Raw genomic sequence first — 22,429 nt, forward strand, 5'->3', positions numbered from 1 at the left:
GCTTGACCAAACCGATCAAAGCTGCGGTCGGCCTGTCCCGAGGGCGTCGCGCATGGAGAATTTGACCACCAGATGGTGAAACGGCTTGATTATGTTGAAATAGATGGGACCGATGCGACTTCGGTAGCGGACCACGGTCACGACACGGAAGCGTGAGACGCCCGGTTTTCCGGGCATGGGCTCGGCAAACACCGCCAAGATCGCCTCCAGGTGGGATTCGCGGCCTTCCACTATCCAGAATGTCTTGCCGTCCGAATCCACGACCTCGAAGAATCCCAGGCTTACACCCGGCTTCACAGGCAGGGTCTCGGCAGTGAACCGGAGTACGTGCACCTCCTGTCTGCCCAGTCCCAGACCCCGGACCAACCAGCCGCGCATCCGCCACAGGACATCCATCCATGCCGGCCTGTAGGAGAGTATCCCGGCCGCCAGCTCCAGGACAGAGACCGTTCCCTGCCCGGTCCGTGCGTCCACATGGTCCGCGCCTTCCGCCAGCCGACTCCATCGCTCGGGTATCAGGGCATCATTCATGGGTGTCCCCCTTGAAGAGGACGCCGTCGAGGAGCACATCAAGAAGCGGCTCCACCTTGGCCAGTTGCGCCTGGACATCAAAAACATCGCAATTGAGGCCGTCGATGAGGCCGTTCAGGTAGAGGGACCATCCGGCCATGGCCACATGGTGTCCCGGCACTTCCGGCCGCACCTCGCCCAGGGCCTTGTGGCGGTCCACCAGTCCGCTGATCAGGTGGATCATTTCACCGAGTTGGGCATCGAACCGTTCCCGCCACTCCCCGGTGGCGAACAGCGCTTCCCGGATAACCGGGCGAAGAAACAGGGCGTTCTTCCCGTAATAGGCATACAGCCTGCCGAGGACGGCCATGAATTTCTCCTTGATAGTCCCCTCCTGCGGCATGGCCTCCAACGCACGCAGCGACTCCTGCCCGATCTCGTCGTGGAAAGCGGACAGGAGCAACGTCTTCTTGTCCTTGAAATGCAGTCCGATGGTGCCGAGCCCGACCCCGGCCGCTTCGGCCAGGGCGCGCATGGTCACCTTGTCATATCCGACCTCGATCATGAGGGCCCGCGCAGCCTGCTTGATCTGCTCCCTGGTCTCCTGCTTCCGCCTTTCCCGCAAGGTTTGTCCGTGCGCCATACCGCCTCCAAATGAACATGTTCAGTAACTGTACATGTTCATTAAGATGGAAATGCCGCCGTGTCAATACCCAAAAAACGAGTATGTTCTCTGTACAGGCAAAGCCCCGGCCCAAGCAAAACAACAGTCGGCTATATATCAAAATATAGCCGACTAATCACATTGGTTAACCAGTTGTTTTACAAAAAAAACAAACTCAAATCTTCAAGACGTCGAGAATCTCGATCCTGGCGGCCTGCCAGGCAGGGTAGGCTCCGGCTGCAAGGCCGAGCAGGCAGGAGCCGAACAGGGTGACGCCGAGGCTGAGCGGATCGATGATGACCGGGAGGTCGGCCAGACCGCAACCGACCACAACCAGGAGCACGGTGGCCGCAACGCCCAGCCCGCCGCCCACACCGGCCATGAGGCCGGACTCGAACAGGAACTGGCGCACGATGTCCCGCCGCCGTCCGCCCACGGCCCGGCGCACGCCGATCTCCACCCGGCGGGATCGGACCACCAGGATCATGATGGACAGGATGCCCAGCCCGCCCACGCCGAACGAGATGGAAGAGGTGATGCCGCCCAGGGTGGTCATGAGATCCAGAGCCTGCCGCTGGACCTTGACCGCATCGCGCGGGGACAGCGCCCCGAAGTCGTCGTCCTCGCCGGGGTCGATGTTGTGCCTGCGGCGCATGACCGCCTTGACCGAGGCCTCCACCTCGTCGAGCCCGGCGTTCTTGGCCAACCGCAGGAACACGCCGCCGACCCAGCTCTGGTTGCTGGCCCTGCGCATGTAGGTGGTGATGGGCACGAACAGGACCTCGTCCTGGTCGGTTCCGGAAATGTCAGCGCCCTTGGCCTCCATCACCCCGATCACCCTGAAACTGGCCCTGTACATGTATATCCGTTTCCCGACGGCTGCCTCGGGCTCGCCGAACAGCCGTTCTGCGATGGCTCGGCCGAGAACGCAGACCATGGCCCGGTCCTCGACCTCCCGGTCGGTGAAGAACCGCCCGTATTCCGGGTGAAAACTGCGAATTTCCTGATAATTGGGCAGGGAGGCCATGACCATGGCGTTGACGGCGTTTCCATTGCCCCGCACAGCCATGGTCACCGAGACAAACGGTGCGCCCTCCATGACGGACGGGACTCCGTCGATGACGGCCTGGGCATCGGCCAGGGTGAAGTTCCTGACCCTGCCGAACACGCGCACGTCGCCCTGCGGGCTGAACCGGACCGTGCCCGCCACTACGGCATAGAGGTTGGGCCCGAGCTTTTCGGTCTCCATCTCGGCCTGGCGGACCATGATCTTGGAGACGTGCTGCACCCCGGTAAAGGCCAATGCGCCAAGGAACACGCCGAGCATGGCCAGGATGGCGCGCAGCTTGTGCGCGGACAGGGAGGACACGGCCATGCGGAAATTGATGGAAAGCATGCCCCTCACCCCCGATCAGGCGGACCCGCCCCGTGAACCGGATCATACCGGTCCCGGTTCCAGGCCGTGTTGCCGTTGAACACGTGCTGCCACAGCCGCTCGAAGGCGTGGCCCGTGTTGTTCTCATCCTGCGCGTCCGCCTCGATCAGGCTCAGGGCATACTCGTAAAACGCCTTCGGGCGCGTCCGGATTCGCTCGCCGGTGACGCAGAAATTGCCCGTGGCCGCGCGGGCGATGATCTGGCCGGGCATGGGCGCGCCGAACAACCGTTCAAAGGTCTCCCCCAGCGGGATGTCCTTGCCCCAACCGGCCCAGCGGCCCCTGTTCCCGGGTTTGCGCAGGTCGTGCGGACGGCCCAGTGCATCGCACTTGAGCTTGAACCAGGCCAGCCCCTTGAACGGCGCCATGCGTCGGATTGCCTCTTCAAGCTGTCCGCGCAGGATGTCCACCGTGGCCCGCCCCTGATCATGAATATGATCAAAAGGGTCGCCCTGCAAAAAGATGTTCATGTCGGCGAGTCGGTCGTATTCCCGCACGATATGGGTGAGATAGGTGTGGCCTTCGCGCCCTATGTTCTTGAGATTACGGGCGGTTGGATCATTGTTGCCGCCCTTGTCATACACAATGTAATTGTAGCCGAGCGACTCGGCCCATGCAATGTCCTCACGGTAGCGGGCTATGATCACCTGGACCGCAGCAGCCATGATCTACACCCGATCCGTCCCGCGTGTGCCGTGCTCGGCCAGGAGCATGGCCCGGACAAAGGTGGGCTGCTCCTTGGACGACCTGGTGCCCGAGCCGTAGCCCACGGCCTTGACCGTTCCGAGCGGCAGGGAACCGAAACCATCCACAACCGTCCGCAAGATGGCCAGACCGGTTGGTGTGGCCCGCTCCATGGAGCAGTCTGATCCAAACGTGGTCAGGCCCTTGGCCAGTTCCGCGCAAGCTGGTGCTGGTACTGGCAATTTACCGTGCGCGCAGCGCACGAATCCCGAGCCGAGATCCACTGGCGAACAGGTCACTGAATCAATGTCGAGGGCATCCAGAAGAAGCATTGTTCCACAAATATCCACAATAGTATCCACAGCCCCGATTTCATGAAAATGAACCATTTCGAGATCCACGCCGTGGACCTTGGCCTCGGCCTCGCCCAGCAACCGCAGGGCCCTGATAGACCGTTCCCTGGCCCGACCGCCCAGGCCGCTCCCCTCGATCAACCCCTTGATGTCCGTATAGTGCCTGAGAGGCTGGTTCGCGGTCTGGACCACGTCCACATGGTGGGTGGTGATTCCGGCGATGTGCTTCACCGACCACTCAAGGTCGAAGCCGTGCAGGCCGAGTGTCCGCAAATCCTTGTCAAGACGCGAGAAACCCTCGCCTTCTCCGGAAAATTCCTCCAGGGCATGGCCGAGTGCGGCCAGCAGCATGTCTCCACTTACGCCGGTGGAGCAGTCGAGATACAGGGTGTGCAAGCGATCTCCGGTGTTGAGGTTGTCATGCCCGTCCATATCCGCTCCCCAGAACGGATGCAACCGTGTGCCGATATTTACCCGTGTCCTGGTCATGCGGCAGCCAGCAGGTTGATCTTGTGGGCCAGGAACCCGGCCCCGAACCCGTTGTCTATGTTGACCACGCCAATGCCCGGCGCGCACGAGTTCATCATGGTCAGCAGGGCGGCCAGCCCCTGGAAATTCGCTCCGTAGCCCACCGAGGTGGGCACCGCAATGATCGGTGGCTCAGACAGCCCGCCAACCACCGATGGGAGGGCGCCTTCCATGCCCGCCACGGCCACGATCACCGAGGCGTCGTTCAGGTCGCCCAGCACCGAAAACAACCTGTGGATGCCCGCCACGCCGCAGTCGAAATGGCGCTCGACCCGGCTCCCCAGATACTCCGCCGTGCCCGCCGCCTCTTCGGCCACGGGCAGGTCCGACGTCCCGGCGGACACCACTACCACCTTGCCGCAAGGGACCTTGGGCAGCTCGCCCAGTGTGATCAGCCCGGACACCTCGTCATACACGGCTCCCAGGCTCGGGGCGATGGCCTCGAAATGCGAACGATCGGCACGGGTGCCGAGGATGCAGCCCATATGGCTTGCGGCGTGACCGAAGATGGCCGCCACCTGCTCAGGCGTCTTGCCCTCGCAGTACACCACCTCCGGGCCGCCGGTACGGGAGGCGCGCAAATGATCCAGCTTGGCGCATCCGGCATCGATAAACGACTGGCGAAGCAGTTCTTTTTTCAACGCTGCGCGGGATACGGTTCCTGCTTCGAAATCATCCAGCAAGTCGTCCAGACTCATCCGTTCCACTCCTTGAATTGACATGATCGCACCCCGATCCGCTGTGCGAGAGCCACAACACTATCACGGTATTTATTCATTATCCCGGCATATTGTGGCAGATACTCCACAATCGCCACCATATCATCATAGTGCACCCGGAGGGTCTCGACGCCAAGTCCATGGCAATGCGCCTCCAGTGTCTCCACCACACGCAGAGCCTCGGCATCGAGGGGCACCCCCCGGGGAATGCGTGCGGCCAGGCAACTCTCGGACGGCGCGTCCCAATTGGGCAACCCCGCCGCCCGGGCCATGTCGCGGACGGCAGCCTTGCCCAAACCCGTTTCGCGCAGCGGCGACCACACCCCATACTCCTTGAGGGCCCTCAGCCCCGGCCTGCTTGGATCGTCGTCCGCATTGGTGCCATCCATGAACAGCGTATCCGGCTTGAAAGCTTCGGTTAACGTCTTGAAAATCAGATACTTGCAGTGGTAGCACCGGTCAGGCCCATTGGCGCGAACGCGGGTGTCGCGGAGGACCGATATGCTGATTGGTTGAAAGGCAATGCCGATGTGCGAGGCCACCCCCTCGGCCCGGGACGTTTCCCGGGCGGGCGTCAACTCGGAGACCACTGTGGCCGCCAGGGCCCTGTCTGCCAATGCGGCATGGGCGGCCCAGGCCGTCAGACCACTGTCGACGCCGCCGGACAGGGCGACCACCACCTGCCGGTCCTTGTCGGCCCTGTGGTCGATGCAGCGTATCAGGTCGTCCACATTCATGGGCAAAGCCTAGCCCAGCGGACGCACCGGTTCAACACATTTAGCCGGCGGCCTTGTGGTCGATCACCTCGATCCGCTGCCAGGGCCCCTTCTTGAACCGGACGATAAAGGCGGTGGCCAGGAACACGACGTAGGCCAGCAGGCATATCCACGGCCCGTGGATGTTGCGCGCGCCGAGCATGTACAGGGCCAGGATCGGGCCGATCATGCAGACCGCCGAGGCCACGCCGATGACCACCATGATGAATCGAGTGTCACCGGCCCCCTTGAGGCCGCCCACATAGATGATGGCCACGGCGTCCAGCAGGGTGAAGGCAGCGGCGTAGCGCATGAGCACGACCCCCATGTCCACCACCGCGCTGAAATCGCTTGGCCCTTCACCCCTTGTCCTGAAGAGGTTGAGCAGGAACTCGGGGAAAACCACGAACAGCACGGCCATGACGGCCATGTAAGCCATGGCCAGGTGGAACACGGATTGCGTGGCATAGGAAGCCTGGGCAACGTTGCGGTCGCCCATGGCCTGGCCGACCATGATGGACGCCGCGATGTTCAACCCGATGATCGGCATGAACGCCAGGTTGTAAATGGAGAAGACCGCGCTGGTGGAGGCCAGCTCCACCTCGCCGAACCTGCCGATCATGAACACGAAAAACGAGATGGCGAAGATGTCGAGAAAGAACTCCACGCCTCCGGGCAATCCGAAGCGCATGAACCGGCTGAACAGGTCCCTGTCGAGCCGCCAGGCCGAACGCACCCGGTAGGTGCGTTCGTTCTCGGCGGTGAAGACCAGCCGGGCATACATCAGCACAGGCAGCGTGTAGCCGATGACCGTGGCGATGCCCGCCCCCGCGATACCCAGCTCGGGAAACGGACCGATACCGTAGATCAGGCAGTAATCGAGCGGAACATTGATGATTGTCCCGATCATGGTCACCACCATGATCGGCTTGGTCAGTCCCCGCCCGGAAAAGAAACAGGACAGGCCGAGTCCCAGGAGAAAGGGCAGCCCGCCCAGGCTGAGAATCCGGAAGTAGATCACTTCCAGACGCATGACCTCCGGCGGGTGGTCGCCCAGAACGAAGAGAGGCTCGGCCAGGAACCACATTCCGGCCAGGATCAGGCCTGCGGGAACGCAAAACCACAAACCCTGCCATATGGCGCGGCCCACCTTGTGCGGCTGGCCGGCACCCGTGTACTGGGCCACGAACACCCCGGCGTATTCGACCACGCCCATGAAAAAACACATGAACAAAAAGGCGGCGATGGAAGCCGGGACCGAGGCGGACAGCGCATGCAGGGAATACCCGCCCAGAAACATGCGATCAGTGAACGTCATGACCGTCGAGGAGAGCATGCTCACCACCAACGGCAACCCGATCTTCAGGGCCTCCCCATACCCTCCGTTTGCCGACCATCTTTTTATCGTCATTCCTCATTCCTCGTGCGCAGGCCGGGCCACCCGAACCGCCCGTGCCAGCGATCAGGCACCCTATACACACATTTCAACCGCGTAAAGCGTATCCAGGTGAAAATTCCTACTTGAAGAACATATTACAGCGTGCTATCTAATTATCACCAATTAATCGAAATTATGGATAAATAGTGCTCAACGATCAGGACAAGAAGTTTTACGCCCACCTGTCGCGCATGCAGCGTCTCTACGCGCGATCCCTGGCCAAAAGGCTCGCATCCCATGGCGTGAAACCCGGGTATATCGATATCCTCGACCGACTCTGGCAACGGGACAACGTCACCCAGAAGGCCCTGCATTCCACCCTCGACATCGAGCAGGCGACCCTGTCCAACACCCTGAAACGCATGGAGCGCGACAACATTCTTTCCCGTGTCCGCAACCCGCAGGACAGAAGAATGACCTACATCGTGCTGACCGAACACGGTCGCGGGCTTCACAAGGTGGTCAATGCCTCCCTGGACGATGTGCAGGCCACGGCAACCACGGGGCTGACCGTCAATGACCGCCGGTATTTCTACCGCATTCTCAGGCAGATGACGGAACACCTGGAAGCGGACCTTGACGAAACCGCACTGATCCTTGTCGATGAGGTCCAGGAATAGCCGCTAAACGCCGCCCCAAACGTTTCCACAACCATCCCCAAAGATTTTTCGGACCCACATGCCGATCAACCTCATGGCGGGCCGACCCTCCGTTGTTTTGATCTACAACCTTCTCCAAAGCCTTCCTCAAGCCTTTTTTCCCTGGATGTGCCGTTTCCTTCACTCCCGGCCATCTTGCATGATAACTATTCCTTTTTTCATGCAATTTCTTTAGAGTTTTCACAGACATTTTCAATATTGCCGTCATATCAGCACAATACGAAAAAGGGCCAAGAAACCTTCTCAAAAATGCTTTTTTTATGCCCTTTCCCCATTATTTTTTGTGCTGAAATCTGCTATAGCCTTCCCTAACAGACAGCAACGTCCTGTAATATTTTTGCATCGTTATATTTCTAAATTTTCTCTAGACTTTGTAGGACAACGTTGTACTTTGTTGACAATCTTTGACACCTTATGTCAAAGATTGAACATCATAGGTCAGATTGTGACATTATGGACAACCCACATGCACCCAAGCCACCGAACCTGCTCACAGTACGGGAAGTTGCGGAGTTTTTACGGGTGCACCAGCGGACGGCGTACAGGCTGATTACTGGCGGGAGCATCAAGGCGGTCAAGATCGGGAGCCAGTGGCGCGTCCCGGAATCCGCGTTGATGGAATTTTTGGAGAGTGGATTCCAGGCGGCGGAAGAATCCAGGGGGAAGAAGGATTCCCGCAACCCGGATCAGTTCAAACTCCCATTGGAGTAAGGAGAAAGGCATGTCGAAGAAAACGATTGGCGGCCATGACGGCAAAGACTCTGTCCTCAACGTGAACCTGCCCAACGATTTCGGTCAGGATCTTGAGGTCACGGGTCAGCTGATTGGCGAAGAGATGTATTTTGACGACAACACCGGCATGTTGACCATGGAAAAGCTGTACCGCGACGAAGAGGGCAAGCTCGCGTACGGCATCATTTCCGCCATCGGCCATGCCCGCGAACGCCGCGCCTATCGCGTTGAGGAACGCGAGGACAGCTGCATCGTCACCAACGGCAGCCTGAGCCTCGAATTCTCCTATGACGAGCTCTTCGAGCTCCTGGCCGTGGCCATGGAGTCGGAGAAGGAGAGCGCAGGCAGCCAGGTCAACGAGCAGGTTCGCCGCCGTTTGGCCGCCAACGAATAATTCTTCCCGCCAGAGCGAATTTGAAGGGGGCCTTTCGGCCCCCTTTTTTTATAACTCTCTCATTTATTTCAGATATTCCATCTGTCCGGTCGATTCCATGGCCGAAAACCAGAACTCCGAATTGACGTTGATGGTCCGCCGCTTGGTGGTGACCAGCTCCAACGGCAGGTGGACCATGCTCGACTTGAGGCGGGTCACGACCATGCCGGTTTTCCCGGCCATGGCCGCATGGACCGCGTTCTGCCCGAGGAAGCCGCAGTAGACTCTGTCCCCGGCATTGGCCGGAACCGACCGGATCAGGTAGCTGGGGTCGATGAACTTGATGTTCATCTCAATGTCCTGCTTTCGGCAGTGGTCCTTGAGTCCGGTAATGATATGGCCGCAGATGTCGCCCAATTTCGGGTTGCCCGAGGGGTCTCTCTCCAGGGGGCCGCCGAGCAGGTCCTGTCCGGCGCCTTCGGCGCAGACGATGACTGCGTGGCCCCGTTCACGGAGTCGGCGCTCCAGCGCATTCAAAAGACCGCCTTCGCCGTCCAGGGTGAACCGCTGTTCCGGCACGAGCAGGAAATTGACCTCCTGCATGGCCAGCGAGGCCTGGGTGGCGATGAACCCGGCCTCACGCCCCATGAGCTTGACCAGCCCGACCCCATGGTCCACGCCCGTGGCCTCCACATGGGCACAGCGGATGGCCTCGGCAGCCTTTTCAACTGCGGTGTCGAAACCAAAGGACCGGGTGATGAAATTGATATCGTTGTCGATGGTTTTGGGAATGCCGATGATCGACACCTTGCGCTTGCGCCGGGAGACCTCGTCCACGATGGAACGGGCGGCCCGCATGGCGCCGTCCCCGCCGATGACGAACAGGATATTCACATTGAGCCGTTCAAGGGAGTCGGCGATCACCTCGGGGTCCTGAAGGCCGCGCGAGGAGCTGAGGATCGTTCCGCCGAACTGATGGATATTGCTCACTGACTCGGGCGTCAACTCCTTGATATCATACCCATAATCGGGAATGAAGCCGCGAAGCCCGTTGGTGATGCCGAGCACGGTCCGGATGCCGTAGTGGTAGTTGGCCTCATTGACGATGGACCGTATCACGTCGTTGATGCCGGGGCAGAGGCCGCCGCAGGTGACTATGGCGCATTTGGTCTTGGAGGGATCGAAATAGAGTTTCTCTCTGGGCCCTCCCTTTTCGAATTTCTTTTTCAGGATGTCGGTATCCAGTTCGTTCAGTTCCCCGCTGGTGAGCATGAGGGTGACCGGGACGGACTCGTCCACGTGGCGGAAGTGGGTAAGCGGGGATGGAATCTTCGGGGTTCCCAGGCGGGGAATCCGTGTTTCGAAATCCAATTTGCTTTTTGCCATGACAGCTACTCCATTGAACTCGGAGCCTTTCGTTGTTTACCAGCCCGAAACCACTGGCTCCGGCAGTTCGTCAACTGTTTCCCTGAGGTCTTCCGGGGTGGCGATAGCCGCGCCTACCTGGGCAACGACCACGCCCGCCGCATAATTGGCCAGGGTGCAGGAAGTCAGCAGGTCGTGACCGGCAGAAAGGGCGAGGGCGGTGGTGGCGATGACGGTATCGCCCGCGCCGGTCACGTCGAATACCTTGCGCGCAAAGGTCGGGATGTGCCTGACGGTCTGTCTTCCCTCGAAAAGGGCCATGCCGTCGGGGCCGAGGGTGATGAGCAGGTTGTTGCAGTTGAGGCGGTCGAAGAGGGCATGACCGGCCCGGATGACGGACTCCTGCCCGGAGACCGGAAACCCCGCGCCTTCGCCAGCTTCCTTGGTGTTGGGAGTGAGCAGGTCCACGCCCTGATAGCGGTCGTAATTGGCGGTCTTCGGGTCCACCAGGACCAGCGGGCGCGAAGAGAGGCCGTCCACCAGGGCCATGAACCGGCGCATGAATTCCTCGGACACGGTTCCTTTGCCGTAATCGGAGATGATGACCACCGGGTAGTCGGCTATTTCGGCCTCCACGGTCTGCATGAGCATGTCCAGTGTGTCGGTGGAGATGGCGTCCGCCTGTTCGTGATCCACGCGCACGACCTGCTGATTGTGGGCGATGATACGGGTCTTCTTGGTGGTGGGGCGGTGGGTGTCCACGATGAGCCGGGTGACGAGCTTCGCGTCGGCACACATACGGTCCAGGAGCACGCCGTCGCGGTCGTCGCCCACAACGCCGACAAGCAGGGAGGCCCCGCCCAGGGAAGCTATATTACGGGCCACGTTGCCGGCCCCGCCCAAAAGGTGGGACTCGGATTCCACACGGACCACGGGGACCGGAGCCTCGGGCGAGATGCGCTCAACCACGCCCATCAGATAATGGTCAAGCATGAGGTCGCCGATGATCATGACCTTATGGCCTGCAAGGCCGGTGATAGCCGAATGGATCTTTTCGCGTGACATATCGTAAACAACCAATCTTTTTATACTGTTATAAACTGCAATCAGACCGATGATCATTCATTGAAGCGAAACTCGAAATCATTGCCTGCCGCATGGATGATCATGAATTTCATCGGCTCCGGATCGTCTGTCGCCACATATTGATCAGGAGCGTTTTTACCTGATTAGCCGAACTCGACCCCAAGTTTTTCCGCAAAAGACCGCAAATCGTCTTCTTCGCCGTAACTTACCGTAACCTTGCCCTTTTCCAGAGAGCCAAATATCTTGACTTTAACTCCCAGCACATCGGACAGCGAAGTTTGGAGGGACGTAAGCCTCGGATCAAGGGGTTTGGGTTCCGACTTGCCGGACCGGGCCGAGGCAGCGGACCCGATTTCTTCGGCCCCGGGCAGCCGCCCGTTCTGTTTGTAGAAGGTGGCCTGGGCTTCTGCCTGGCGTACGGTCAGCCCGTTGTCCACGATACGCCGGTGCAACTGGGACTGCGGTTCGGCATCGGGCACCGCCATAATCGCCCGCCCATGGCCCGCAGAGATGGCATTCTTCTGGATATCGGCCTGGACGGCTTCCGGGAGATTCAAAAGGCGCAGGGAGTTGGCTACGGCGGAACGGCTCTTGCCCACCTGACGGGCCAGTTCCTCCTGGCTGAGTCCGAACTCCTTCTGGAGCTGCTGGTAGCCGAGCGCCTCTTCAACCGCGTTCAGGTCCTCGCGCTGCAGGTTCTCGATGAGCGCAATGGCCAGGCTTTCCTGGTCGGTCATTTCGCGGACCAGGGTGGGAATCTCGTTCAACCCCGCGAGCTTGGACGCGCGCAGACGGCGCTCGCCCGCGACCAGTTCATAGCTCCCGCTGCCGAGGGTACGGATAAGGACAGGCTGCAGCACGCCGCGGGACTTGATGGAAGCGGCCAGGTCATTGAGGGCGTCCTCGGAAAACTCCCGGCGGGGCTGGTGTGGGTTGGGCACGATGGACTCGATCGCAATCATGCGCACCTCCGCAGAGTCGGAAGTCACTTTCTCGTCCTCACGTACGCCGCCGAGCAGGGCGTCCAAGCCCCGGCCCAAGCCTCTGTTGGCAGATGTCATACAAACCTCTCCTCGATTCTATGGTACTGCGCCCTTGCCCAATCAGGCAGGAGCGCCTATAACGCCCCGAAGACAAAAACATCGGAGCAATAATGTCAGATCATATCAATGAGCTTTACGACAAGGACGGCAACCTGGTCGGCGCACTACTCACTGCAGAGGCCTGGGCCGTCGTCCGGGATCAGGTCATGTCCGCCCTCGGTGTTGTCGAAACCCCGGTGGAACAGGAACGGCCAGAGCCCATTTCGGAATGGGAGACGCTCAAGGAATACTGGGATTTCCAGTATCCCGTGGACGTCGACGTGGCCTGTGAAAACTGCGGCAATTCCACTGAAGACTGGACCGCCGACGATCCCCGGCTTTTCCGGTTGACCAGCGCCAACCTCGCCGGACTGGTGGCCTTCACCTGCACCCAATGCAGGGCCAAGATCACCAAGCGCCACTTCAAGGACAAGGTCACCACCGAATGCGCCCCGTACCGCGACTCAAAGATCACCAGAAAGGAAGGGCGCTACTGATCGCCGAATTCTCATGTCGCCCGCCATGTCCACGGCATTGGCGGGCGACCTTTCAAAGAACCTGCCTAGCCCCTGGCAGTAGTGCTTTTTTCCACTTCCTGGGCCAGGGCGAGGTACGCCTCCGCACCCCGCGATTTAATATCATAGTTGATCACCGGTTTACCAAAGCTCGGCGCCTCGCTTAACCGCACATTCCTGGGGATGATCGTCTCGAACAGGTGCTGGGGGAAGGCCTTTCGGACCTCATTCTTGACCTGCCACGACAACCTGTTCCTGGAATCATACATGGTCAGGACCACGCCGAGGATATCCAGATCGGTGTTGAGACGCTTGCGCACCAACTCGTATGTCATCAACAGCTGCGCAATGCCCTCCAATGCGTAATACTCGCACTGCAGCGGGACCAACATTTCGGTCGCCGCGCACAGGGCGTTGACCGTGAGCAGTCCCAAGGAAGGGGGGCAGTCGATGAGGATGAAGTCATACTCGTCGTTCACGGATTCCAGCAGTTCACGCAGGTAGTACTCCCGCCCGAACTTGTCCACCAGTTCGATCTCTGCGCCCACCAGATCCTGTGTTCCCGGCAGGATGTCCAGGAACGGAATGCCGGTTTCGTAGATGGCCTTGCGCACATTTTTGGGCTCGAACAGGACCGTGTAGATGTTCTCCCGCTTGTCTGCCGGATAGAATCCAAGGCCACTGGAAGCGTTCCCCTGGGGATCGCAATCCACCAAAAGCACCTTCTTTTCCATCACGGCAAGGGATGCCGCCAGATTCACCGAGGTCGTGGTCTTGCCGACCCCGCCTTTTTGGTTCGCTACAACAATTCTTCTTGCCACAAGACCCTCGCTTCACGATGCGATTGAGGAATTTCGGTTCAACCAGATGTTTCACGTGAAACTTTTTGGCGCTCATCTGCGCATGTTTCACGTGAAACATCTATCTCAGTGATTCCTTTTCGTAGGCTGAATCGGAAGTGAACGCAAGCGGTGTTGTGTTAAACAGACGAAAAAAAGGGCGGCTTGCGCCGCCCTGATGTCATAATCTGTTCCGTGGAGCTATCTATATATTGTAATAGTCGCGGTACCAATCGATGAAGTTCTTGATGCCCGCGTCGATGGTCGTGTCCGGCTTGAACCCGACGTCGCTGACCAGATCGTCAACGTTGGCAAACGTTGCGGGCACGTCACCGGGCTGCATGGGCATGTAGTTGTAGATGGCCTTTTTGCCGACCACCTCTTCGATCACCTCGATATACCGGGACAGCTCGACCACGTTGTTGTTGCCGATGTTGTACACGCGGTAGGGCACCGAACTGGTGCAGGGATCGGGATTGTCGCCGTCCCAATCCGGATTCGGAGCGGCAGTGTTCTTGGTCACCCTCACGACGCCTTCTACGATGTCGTCGATGTAGGTGAAGTCCCGCATCATCTTTCCGTAATTGAAGACGTTGATCGGCTTCTCGGCAAGGATGTTCTTGGTGAACAGGAAGAGCGCCATGTCGGGACGGCCCCACGGCCCGTACACAGTGAAGAAACGAAGCCCTGTGGTGGGCAGGTCGTAAAGGCTGGAATAGGAGTGGGCCATCATCTCGTTGGACTTCTTGGTGGCCGCATAGAGGCTCATGGGATGATCAACGCCCTCGTGGGGATTGAGGGGCATCTTGGTGTTCTTCCCGTACACGGAACTGCTCGATGCATACACGAGGTGCTCGACCTTGTTGTGGCGGCAGCCTTCGAGAATGTTGAGAAAACCAACGATGTTGGAGTCGATGTAGGACCGGGGATTCTCGATGGAATAGCGAACACCCGCCTGGGCGGCGAGGTTGATCACATGCGTGAACTTTCCCTGAGCAAAGAGTTCGCTCATGGGTTGATCGTCCTGAAGGCTGATGTTCACGTGCTTGAAGAGGTCGCTTTCCTTCAGAATGGCCAGACGAGCCTTTTTGAGATTCACGTCATAATAGTCGTTCAGGTTGTCCAAGCCAACAACCTCATGACCTTCTGCGGTCAGTCGCCTGGAAAGATGAAATCCGATGAACCCGGCTGCGCCGGTAACAAGTATCTTCATATGCGGGTCTGTTCCTTCTCCCCGAAACAGCCGGGGCGGTTGATTGCCGAAAATTTTTAAGGGGTGTCCTGCACGCCCATATCGATTCGAATCATTGTCGATGCACCACGCTCATACTCCACACCGGTGAGGGAGCGCAACCCGAGTTACGAGATTCACAATCGGTCGGCACACCTGGAGGGAGATTTGATGCCCAAAAGGTCGAAACAACTCAAAACATCTGCTTTGGGCCCGTGGAAACCGTTGTGTACCAACGGTTTTCAGGCCAATTGCCCATATTCGCCCCAAGAGGCATTTTTGGGGGGAAAACGGGGCAGCCTCTGCGCAAAGGGGTATCTGTCGACAACAGGCCGACAACGCAAAATTCTCGTGTTTGATCGATTTTCGACGAAATCAGAGTCGAATTTTAGTCAAAACGTCCACAGCCAACTGCTGTTCGTGCGGAAGCATGGTCGTGAGCCGTGCCAGCGGAGGGAGTACGTACACGATGACATGTTCGAGCATGTGGGTGGACATGGCCGGATCGGCGTCGGGCAGAATGACGCGGAGCGCCTCTTCTCCGAAACACGCGATGGTCGGCGTGCGCCAAAGATCCCACCCCTTCCAGAACATGCCGGAGTCCGGCTGGAGCGTATTGTCCTGGAGGGCGCTGCACGGCCAGAAGGTGATGGTCCCAGCCGGCCAGCGCAAATGGGCCTGGAGATTCTTGAGCACGTCGCGTCGGCGTGGGTCGGACTGGCCGCCAAGGTCAAGGCCGAGCTCCATATAGGTCAGCACGACCTTGGGGCTGGTTTTGGCAGATTTGAGAAATCCGGCCCACGGTCCGTGAAAATCGGGAGGAGGGGCAATGGGCGTCACAGTGGGTCGGGGACGAGCGGCGGCAGGCTCCTGGCGGGAGACCGGGGGAGTCGGCCGGACCGGCTGTCCGTTTCCGGCAGGCGTGGTGGCGGCAATCGGTGCGGCAACCTGTTCACTCGGCGCGTCAACCACCGAAACAGAGCCGGGGCGGTACAGAAACTCCAGGCCGGACTCGACCCATGAGCGGAGACTTTCCCGCGTTTTCAACCGAGCAGAAGGTGATCCCATAATCTCCACGCCACTTCGGTCTTGGCCAGCTGCGGCCAGGTTTCCACCCGACCGGATTTGTCGAGCACCACCATCTGGTTGGTGGGGACCCCGAAACCCGAACCCGGCTTGCCGATATCGTTGGCCGCGATAAGATCGAGATTCTTGGCTTCGAGCTTGCGGACCGCCTCTTCCTTGAGGTTGTCCGTCTCGGCGGCGAAGCCGATGAGCTTCTGGCCGTCTTTCTTGTCCTCACCCAGCTTCTTGAGAATGTCGGGATTGGTCTCGAATTCAACGGTGATCCCGGCACCTGCGGAAGTCTGCTTCTTGAACTTGGTGTCTCCGAAAGGAACCGGACGGTAATCGGCCACGGCAGCGGTCAGACAGCCCATGTCCATTGTTGGCCAGAGGTCGGTGCAGGCGTCGAACATCTGTCGCGCGGTCTGGACGGAAACCTGGGAAATACCGGCGGGGAAGGTCAGGTTGGTCGGTCCGGACACCACGGTCACCTCAGCACCACGCAGGTGGGCGGCCATGGCCATGCACGCCCCCATGGTCCCGGATGAGGGGTTGGACCAGAACCGGACCGCGTCCCACGGCTCCCTGGTGGGGCCGAGCGTGATGAGCACCTTTTTACCGGCAAGGTCCTGAGGACTGAGGGCCTTGAGGGTGGCGGTCAGTATCTCTTCCATTGGGGCCAGCCGCCCTGACCCGATATCGCCGCAGGCGACCGACCCGGAGGCGGGAGGGATGCGGATGTAACCGAGGTCTTCGAGCATGGCCCAGTTGCGCTGTGTGGCCGGGGCCTCCCACATGCGCGGATTCATGGCCGGAGCCACGAGCTTGGGACCGGGAAAGGCCAGGGCCTGGCAGGAAAGCATGTCGTCGGCCAGTCCGAAAGCGAGCTTGGCGATGGTGTTGGCCGAGGCCGGTACGATGACCATGGCGTCAGCGGTCTGGCCGGGCTCGAGATGCCCGAATGCGGTGTCCGATCCGGGGGGGCCGTCGAACATGGACGTGTAGACCGGCGACGCGCCAAGGGCCTCGAAGGAGAGGGGAGTGACGAATTCGGCGCACGAACTGGTGAGGGTCGCCGAAACGATGCAGTCGGCCTCCTGCAACAAGCGGAGAAGGTCGAGCGCCTTGTAGGCGGCGATGGAGCCGGTCACACCGAGGTGGACCCGCTTGCCCATGAACCCGGCAAAGGCGTAATGGGCCTGCATCACTGCTTCGGCTTGGTCTCGGTTTCCTTGACTTCCACGGCAAAGATCGTGGTGGTCGCGGTGGCGAAGTTGTCGTCGACCTGAATGACGCAACTCTTGTTGAACTTCTCGAAGTTCAGAATGTGCGAGTCGCTGGCCTTGTTGTTGGAAATGAGCGTCCAGTTGTCCTTGGCCATGTTGTTGATGAAGAACTGCACCAACTCGAGAATCTCCACGCGGCCCTTGAACTTCATGATGGACGCCTTGAACTTGGCGTTGTCCAGGCGATAGGACCCGTCGTTCACGTAGTCGATTTCCTTGGGCAGCATGATGTCGTCGAAATCAAGATAGTAGTTCGGCTCCTGGTACTGCGCAGATTCCGACTGGCCGGTGTCGGCCGAGGTCGATTTCGAACCGGTGGTGGTGCAGGCGGCGAGCAGTCCGGCAAACATCAAAACGACGAAAAATTTAATCACTGTGCGCATGGTCCCCTCCGTTGGGAAAGTCACGACGCCGACTCCTTGAGCCGGTCTATTTTATCTTGCAGGTATTTTTCCATCTCCCGCCTGTCCTTGCGCAAACGGACCAGCTCGGACTCCAGAATCTGGAGTTTGGCCTTGATGTCCGAGGTGTCGAAGGACAGTTTGAGCGCCATCTCCTCGATCTCAGCGTCCTTCTGCTCGAGGGCCCTGGTCTGGGCGAAAATCTCCTCGGGCACGACGTCGCCTCCGACGGCGGCGGGCAGCTGCTTGATGCGTTTCTGGCTGCGGGCCAAAAGCACGAAGGCCGTCTTGAGCTTGCGGATGTCGTCCTGCTGGCTGTCGATGATCGACTTCTGGTCGGCAATGACCGACATGCAGGAGGCAACCTTCTCAATGACCCCGTTGAACGTGGAGGCGAGGTCGGCATACCCCTCGGTCTGGGGAGTGTTGGCCACAGGCGAAACCGGCCGGTGCTCGACGTCGATGGTGCGCGGGAACTCCGTACGCAGCCGCTCATCGATCTCGGCGGTGACGGCCCCTTCACCGTAGAGCGCGGAAATGCGCTCGAAAACGACCACGGCCTCTTCGGGGTATTTGGTGACGCGGCCCATCTTGCGCCCGCCGAGAAAATCCTTGAACAGCGAAGCGTACCGACGGGCTGTCGGCGCGGGAATTCGGGTGAGTTTGGCTATCTCAGCCACGGAAAGCCAATTCATGCATAATGAAATACCATGAATACGGCCAATAGCAAGCCCCTTGGAAAAAGATCCTTACAGCTCTTCTATTTCACTGATATCATTGAAAAACAAAAAAAGATTCCGTTGAATTTCGAGGTGTTGTATACTGTCAGGCTCCACGTGAGTGAGTATCTATATATGGAAATACCCAAAGACTATCTGCTTTCGAGCTACAACTACGACCTTCCCGAAGACCGTATCGCCCAGGAACCCGCCGATAGGCGGGACGGCTCCAGGCTGCTGGTGCTAGGCCGTGAACAGGAAACCCTGACTCCGTCCCGTTTCACCGACCTGATCGACTATCTTCCGGACAAAGCCCTGCTCGTGGCCAACAACTCCCGGGTCATCCCGGCCCGCATCTTCGGCGAGAAGCCAACCGGCGGCCGGGTGGAGTTCCTGCTCCTCACGCCGCTGCCGCTCATCACCGTGAGCGAGGAGGGGGGCTGGAAGACGGCCACGGTGGAAGGGCTGTTGCGCGCCTCCAAGACCCCGAAAAAAGACACCGCCGTGTATTTCACGGACACCTTCAGGCTGGTCGCCCTGGAGCAGGGTGAATTCGGTCGCTGGCAGGTCGAGCTGCAATGGAAGGGGGACCTGCAGTCCCTGTTCTTCGAGTTGGGCCACCTGCCGCTGCCGCCGTACATCAAGCGCCCGGACCGGGAGGCCGACCAGGACCGCTACCAGACGACCTATGCCGACCAATCCAAGACCGGGTCCGTGGCCGCGCCCACTGCCGGGCTCCACTTCACGCCCGAGCTCCGCAGGGAAATCGCGGACAGGGGATTCGAATGGGCCGAGGTCACGCTGTATGTGGGGTACGGCACCTTCAGCCCGGTACGCTGCCCAGACATCCGCGACCACCGGATGCACGCCGAATACATCGAGGTCCCGACCGCCACGGCCGAGGCCGTGCGCCGGGCCAAGGCCGAAGGAAGGCCGGTCATCGCCGTCGGCACCACCAGCGCCCGCACCCTGGAAGGCATGTTCCGCCAATGCGGAGAGGTGTCGGAATTCAAGGGTGAAACAGACATTTTCATTTACCCCGGATATGCGTTCAATATCATCGACGGCATTTTGACAAACTTCCATTTGCCAGAATCGTCGCTCATCATTATGCTTTCGGCTCTTGCGGGAAGGGAAACCATGCTTTCCGCGTATGAATTCGCCTTGGAAAACGGCTTTCGCTTTTTCTCGTACGGAGACGCGATGCTCGTCATATAGATACGGTTAACCTTTTAAAACCACAACAGAACTGGAGTTATATATGTCTCGAATCGAGGTCCAGGAAGATCGGTGCAAGGGCTGTCTGCTCTGTACCACCGTCTGTCCCGTAGACATCATCGTCCAGTCGGACCGCTTCAACACAAGCGGCTACAAGGTCGTCGAGGTGCCTGAGGCGGACGCGGACAAATGTACCGGATGCGCATCCTGCGCGCAGATCTGCCCGGACGTGGCGATCAAGGTTTACAGGACCCCCAAGGAAAAAGGGGGAAAGTAGCATGACCCAGAAAGCTGAACGAATTTTCGTCAAAGGCAACGAAGCCATCGCCCGCGGCGCCCTGGCCGCAAAGTGCAAGTGCTTCTTCGGCTACCCCATCACCCCCCAGAACGACATCCCGGAGTTCATGTCCTCGGCCATCATCAAGGCGGGCGGCGACTTCGTGCAGGCCGAATCCGAGGTGGCTGCGGCCAACATGCTGCTCGGGGCCGGTGCCGCCGGTGTCCGCGCCATGACGTCCTCCTCCTCCCCGGGCATGTCCCTGAAGCAGGAAGCCATCTCCTACATGGCCGGTTCCGAAATCCCGGCGGTCATCGTCAACATGAACCGCGGCGGACCGGGCCTCGGCGACATCGGCCCGGCCCAGGGCGACTATTACCAGTCCACCCGGGGCGGCGGCCACGGCGACTACCGTCACTTCACCTTCGGACCCGGCACGGTTCAGGAAGCCTACGACCTGACCATCCGTGCATTCGACATCGCCTTTGAGCACCGGACCCCGGTCCTCATCCTCGGCGACGCCATCCTCGGCCAGATGAAGGAACCCATCGTTCCCTGGGAACCGGAAAACATCGACGAGGAAGCAGGACGCGACTGGTGCATCAACGGCAAGACCGCCGACCGCGAAAAACGCCTCATCAAGTCCCTCTTCCTCCAGGAAGGCGAACTGGCCGGACAGAACAAGCACCTCCAGGCCAAGTACCAGGCCTGGGAAGACTTGACCGAGTTCGAGGCCTTCGAGACCGAGGACGCCGATCTCGTCATCTGCGCCTACGGCTCCATCGGCCGCATCGCCAAGTCCGCAGTGCGCAAGTTCCGCAGTGAAGGCAAGAAGGTAGGCCTGTTCCGGCCCATCACCCTCTATCCCTTCCCCAGCAAGGAACTCAAGGCGCTGGCCGATCAGGGCAAGCGTTTCCTGACCATCGAACACAACCTGGGCCAGATGCTCGACGACGTCCGCCTCGCCATCCGCACGGTGGCCGACTCGGACTTCTACGCCATCTACCCCGGCAACCTGCCCACCCCGGACGAACTCGAGGAACCCATCCTCAACAGCCTGGAGGGTAAATAAATGTCTGAAATGAATGAAAAGCTCGTATTCGATCGGCCCGAGTCCGTCATAGATCGGCCCACCCATTACTGCCCGGGCTGCCACCACGGCGTGGCCCACCGGCTCGTCGGCGAACTGCTTGACGAAATGGGCCTGGCCGAAAAGGTGCTCATGACCACCTCCATCGGGTGTTCCGTGTTCCTGTACAACTACCTGAACGTGGACGCCGTGGAAGCGCCGCACGGCCGCGCTCCGGCAGTGGCCACCGGCGTCAAGCGCGCCCGGCCCGACCACTTCGTCTTCACCTACCAGGGTGACGGCGACCTGGCCTCCATCGGCATGGCCGAGATCATGCACGCCGCCAACCGGGGCGAGAAGATCTCCGTCATCTTCGTCAACAACACGGTCTACGGCATGACCGGCGGCCAGATGGCCCCGACCACGCTCATCGGCCAGGCCACGACCACCACTCCCGCAGGGCGCTGCCAGACCCATGAAGGCGCACCCATCCGCATGACCGAGATCATCGCCTCCCTGGGCGGCGTGGCCTATGCCGCGCGCGGCTCCCTTGACTGCGTGAAGAACATCCGCAAGGCTAAGAAATACATCAAGAAGGCCTTCGAGTTCCAGGCCAACGGAACCGGCTTCGGCTTTGTCGAGCTGCTCTCCGCCTGCCCGACCAACTGGAAGATGACGCCGGTCAAGGCCAACGAACGCATCCAGAATGAGATGATCCCCTACTTCCCGCTCGGCGTGTACAAAGACGTGTCCGAGGAAGGAGGTATCTGCTAATGCGCTACATCGACACCATCATCGCCGGTTTCGGCGGCCAGGGCGTCATGCTCATCGGCAACCTGCTCGCCTACGCGGGCATGAAGGACGGCCTCAACGTCACCTACATCCCGGTCTACGGACCCGAGATGCGCGGCGGCACGGCCAACTGCACCGTGGTCCTGTCCGAAGACGACATCGGGTCCCCGATCATCCACCGGCCCGTGTCCCTCATCGCCATGAACCGGCCGTCGCTGGACAAATTCCAGCCGAGGGTCCAGGACAACGGCGTGCACATCATCAACTCGTCGCTCATCGACATGGAGCTGGCGGATACGGATCGCCTCAAGTGCTTCGCGGTCCCGTGCAACGAAATCGCGGACGAGCTGGGCAACACGCGCATGGCCAACATGGTCGCCATCGGCGCCTTTGTGCAGGCCACCGGAATCATCCCCCTGGACGCCGTCATCGGCTCCCTGGAAAACGTGATCTCCGCGCGCTACCACAAGCTCATCCCCGCCAACACGGAAGCCATCAAAGCCGGCGCGGAAGCCGTGGCCTAACCGGTTATACAGATTGTCGAAAGGCCCTGCCGGTAAGTTACCGGCAGGGCCTTTCTTTGTTGCCTTCTGCGACCAGGGGGAACCCTTTGGGAAAGGGTTCCCCCTGGACC

General features: G+C 59.9%; 26 protein-coding genes. 9 read left to right on the forward strand and 17 right to left on the reverse strand.

Annotated features, from left to right (window positions below; genetic code table 11):
* Positions 1-15: 15 nt before the first annotated feature.
* The 8 genes from OO730_RS09165 to OO730_RS09200 form a co-directional block, all read right to left on the reverse strand.
* Positions 16-531, reverse strand: coding sequence for a DUF2867 domain-containing protein (locus OO730_RS09165; RefSeq protein ID WP_264981148.1), 516 nt, complete (start codon positions 529-531; stop codon positions 16-18).
* Positions 524-1,153, reverse strand: a complete 630-nt coding sequence (locus OO730_RS09170; protein ID WP_264981149.1) for a TetR/AcrR family transcriptional regulator — start codon at positions 1,151-1,153, stop codon at positions 524-526. The genes OO730_RS09165 and OO730_RS09170 overlap by 8 nt, the downstream gene beginning before the upstream one ends.
* A 196-nt stretch (positions 1,154-1,349) precedes the next feature.
* Entirely contained in the window at positions 1,350-2,570 is a 1,221-nt protein-coding gene (locus tag OO730_RS09175; RefSeq protein ID WP_264981150.1) for an ABC transporter permease, read from the reverse strand.
* Positions 2,571-2,575: 5 nt separating this feature from the next.
* The gene (locus OO730_RS09180) at positions 2,576-3,274 is read right to left on the reverse strand and encodes a DUF3431 domain-containing protein (RefSeq protein ID WP_264981151.1); all 699 of its coding nucleotides are present in this window, start codon (positions 3,272-3,274) and stop codon (positions 2,576-2,578) included.
* A 3-nt stretch (positions 3,275-3,277) separates the two neighbouring features.
* Positions 3,278-4,078 (reverse strand): nickel pincer cofactor biosynthesis protein LarC, encoded by an 801-nt coding sequence (gene larC / locus OO730_RS09185; protein ID WP_264981152.1) that lies wholly within the window; start codon positions 4,076-4,078, stop codon positions 3,278-3,280.
* A gap of 53 nt (positions 4,079-4,131) precedes the next feature.
* A complete protein-coding gene (gene larB, locus OO730_RS09190) occupies positions 4,132-4,872 on the reverse strand; it encodes a nickel pincer cofactor biosynthesis protein LarB (RefSeq protein WP_264981154.1) in 741 nt (246 codons plus the stop codon).
* Positions 4,869-5,630, reverse strand: coding sequence for an asparagine synthase-related protein (locus OO730_RS09195; RefSeq protein ID WP_264981155.1), 762 nt, complete (start codon positions 5,628-5,630; stop codon positions 4,869-4,871). The genes larB and OO730_RS09195 overlap by 4 nt, the downstream gene beginning before the upstream one ends.
* Positions 5,631-5,670: 40 nt before the next feature.
* Positions 5,671-7,059 carry an MATE family efflux transporter gene (locus OO730_RS09200; protein ID WP_264981156.1) on the reverse strand — a complete coding sequence of 463 codons (1,389 nt, stop codon included), beginning with the start codon at positions 7,057-7,059 and terminating at the stop codon, positions 5,671-5,673.
* A gap of 173 nt (positions 7,060-7,232) precedes the next feature.
* Between OO730_RS09200 and OO730_RS09205 the strand changes: the two genes are divergently transcribed.
* The 3 genes from OO730_RS09205 (at position 7,233) to OO730_RS09215 (ending at position 8,871) form a co-directional block, all read left to right on the forward strand.
* On the forward strand, positions 7,233-7,706 hold the full coding sequence (locus tag OO730_RS09205; protein WP_264981157.1) for a MarR family winged helix-turn-helix transcriptional regulator: 474 nt from the start codon (positions 7,233-7,235) through the stop codon (positions 7,704-7,706).
* Between the two features lie 492 nt (positions 7,707-8,198).
* Positions 8,199-8,456, forward strand: a complete 258-nt coding sequence (locus OO730_RS09210; RefSeq protein ID WP_264981158.1) for a helix-turn-helix domain-containing protein — start codon at positions 8,199-8,201, stop codon at positions 8,454-8,456.
* 10 nt (positions 8,457-8,466) lie between these two features.
* Entirely contained in the window at positions 8,467-8,871 is a 405-nt protein-coding gene (locus OO730_RS09215) for a hypothetical protein (RefSeq protein WP_264981159.1), read from the forward strand.
* A gap of 63 nt (positions 8,872-8,934) precedes the next feature.
* On the opposite strand, the gene OO730_RS09220 is transcribed toward OO730_RS09215, so the two are convergent.
* From OO730_RS09220 to OO730_RS09230, 3 genes are all read right to left on the reverse strand, one after another.
* The gene (locus tag OO730_RS09220; protein WP_264981160.1) at positions 8,935-10,236 is read right to left on the reverse strand and encodes an ATP-dependent 6-phosphofructokinase; all 1,302 of its coding nucleotides are present in this window, start codon (positions 10,234-10,236) and stop codon (positions 8,935-8,937) included.
* Between the two features lie 36 nt (positions 10,237-10,272).
* Positions 10,273-11,280 carry a D-glycero-beta-D-manno-heptose-7-phosphate kinase gene (gene rfaE1, locus OO730_RS09225; protein WP_264981161.1) on the reverse strand — a complete coding sequence of 336 codons (1,008 nt, stop codon included), beginning with the start codon at positions 11,278-11,280 and terminating at the stop codon, positions 10,273-10,275.
* 164 nt (positions 11,281-11,444) lie between these two features.
* Positions 11,445-12,362 carry a ParB/RepB/Spo0J family partition protein gene (locus OO730_RS09230; protein ID WP_264981162.1) on the reverse strand — a complete coding sequence of 306 codons (918 nt, stop codon included), beginning with the start codon at positions 12,360-12,362 and terminating at the stop codon, positions 11,445-11,447.
* A gap of 92 nt (positions 12,363-12,454) precedes the next feature.
* Here OO730_RS09230 and OO730_RS09235 point away from each other — a divergent pair, with 92 nt between their 5' ends.
* Entirely contained in the window at positions 12,455-12,880 is a 426-nt protein-coding gene (locus tag OO730_RS09235) for a hypothetical protein (RefSeq protein WP_264981163.1), read from the forward strand.
* 65 nt (positions 12,881-12,945) lie between these two features.
* On the opposite strand, the gene OO730_RS09240 is transcribed toward OO730_RS09235, so the two are convergent.
* The 6 genes from OO730_RS09240 to OO730_RS09265 all read right to left on the reverse strand — a co-directional run bounded on the left by OO730_RS09240 (position 12,946) and on the right by OO730_RS09265 (position 18,415).
* Positions 12,946-13,719 carry a ParA family protein gene (locus OO730_RS09240; protein ID WP_264981164.1) on the reverse strand — a complete coding sequence of 258 codons (774 nt, stop codon included), beginning with the start codon at positions 13,717-13,719 and terminating at the stop codon, positions 12,946-12,948.
* Positions 13,720-13,942: 223 nt separating this feature from the next.
* The gene (locus tag OO730_RS09245) at positions 13,943-14,950 is read right to left on the reverse strand and encodes an NAD-dependent epimerase (RefSeq protein WP_264981165.1); all 1,008 of its coding nucleotides are present in this window, start codon (positions 14,948-14,950) and stop codon (positions 13,943-13,945) included.
* A gap of 393 nt (positions 14,951-15,343) precedes the next feature.
* Positions 15,344-16,036 carry a hypothetical protein gene (locus OO730_RS09250; RefSeq protein WP_264981166.1) on the reverse strand — a complete coding sequence of 231 codons (693 nt, stop codon included), beginning with the start codon at positions 16,034-16,036 and terminating at the stop codon, positions 15,344-15,346.
* The gene (coaBC, locus tag OO730_RS09255; RefSeq protein ID WP_264981167.1) at positions 16,012-17,238 is read right to left on the reverse strand and encodes a bifunctional phosphopantothenoylcysteine decarboxylase/phosphopantothenate--cysteine ligase CoaBC; all 1,227 of its coding nucleotides are present in this window, start codon (positions 17,236-17,238) and stop codon (positions 16,012-16,014) included. Before coaBC ends, OO730_RS09250 begins: the two co-directional genes overlap by 25 nt.
* Positions 17,238-17,702 carry a hypothetical protein gene (locus OO730_RS09260; protein ID WP_264981168.1) on the reverse strand — a complete coding sequence of 155 codons (465 nt, stop codon included), beginning with the start codon at positions 17,700-17,702 and terminating at the stop codon, positions 17,238-17,240. The genes coaBC and OO730_RS09260 overlap by 1 nt, the downstream gene beginning before the upstream one ends.
* 20 nt (positions 17,703-17,722) lie before the next feature.
* A complete protein-coding gene (locus OO730_RS09265) occupies positions 17,723-18,415 on the reverse strand; it encodes a helix-turn-helix domain-containing protein (RefSeq protein WP_264981169.1) in 693 nt (230 codons plus the stop codon).
* Positions 18,416-18,574: 159 nt separating this feature from the next.
* On the opposite strand from OO730_RS09265, the gene queA reads away from it, so the two are divergent.
* The 5 genes from queA to OO730_RS09290 are packed head-to-tail and all read left to right on the forward strand — an operon-like array spanning position 18,575 to position 22,319.
* Positions 18,575-19,657 (forward strand): tRNA preQ1(34) S-adenosylmethionine ribosyltransferase-isomerase QueA, encoded by a 1,083-nt coding sequence (gene queA / locus OO730_RS09270; protein WP_264981170.1) that lies wholly within the window; start codon positions 18,575-18,577, stop codon positions 19,655-19,657.
* A gap of 43 nt (positions 19,658-19,700) precedes the next feature.
* Positions 19,701-19,934, forward strand: coding sequence for a 4Fe-4S binding protein (locus OO730_RS09275; RefSeq protein ID WP_264981171.1), 234 nt, complete (start codon positions 19,701-19,703; stop codon positions 19,932-19,934).
* A gap of 1 nt (position 19,935) precedes the next feature.
* The gene (locus OO730_RS09280) at positions 19,936-21,006 is read left to right on the forward strand and encodes a 3-methyl-2-oxobutanoate dehydrogenase subunit VorB (protein WP_264981172.1); all 1,071 of its coding nucleotides are present in this window, start codon (positions 19,936-19,938) and stop codon (positions 21,004-21,006) included.
* Positions 21,007-21,777, forward strand: coding sequence for a thiamine pyrophosphate-dependent enzyme (locus tag OO730_RS09285; protein ID WP_264981173.1), 771 nt, complete (start codon positions 21,007-21,009; stop codon positions 21,775-21,777). It begins immediately after the preceding gene.
* On the forward strand, positions 21,777-22,319 hold the full coding sequence (locus tag OO730_RS09290) for a 2-oxoacid:acceptor oxidoreductase family protein (RefSeq protein ID WP_264981175.1): 543 nt from the start codon (positions 21,777-21,779) through the stop codon (positions 22,317-22,319). Before OO730_RS09285 ends, OO730_RS09290 begins: the two co-directional genes overlap by 1 nt.
* Positions 22,320-22,429 lie beyond the last annotated feature (110 nt).

The sequence above is a fragment of the Pseudodesulfovibrio portus genome, from assembly GCF_026000375.1.
Taxonomy (GTDB): Bacteria; Desulfobacterota; Desulfovibrionia; order Desulfovibrionales; family Desulfovibrionaceae; genus Pseudodesulfovibrio; species Pseudodesulfovibrio portus.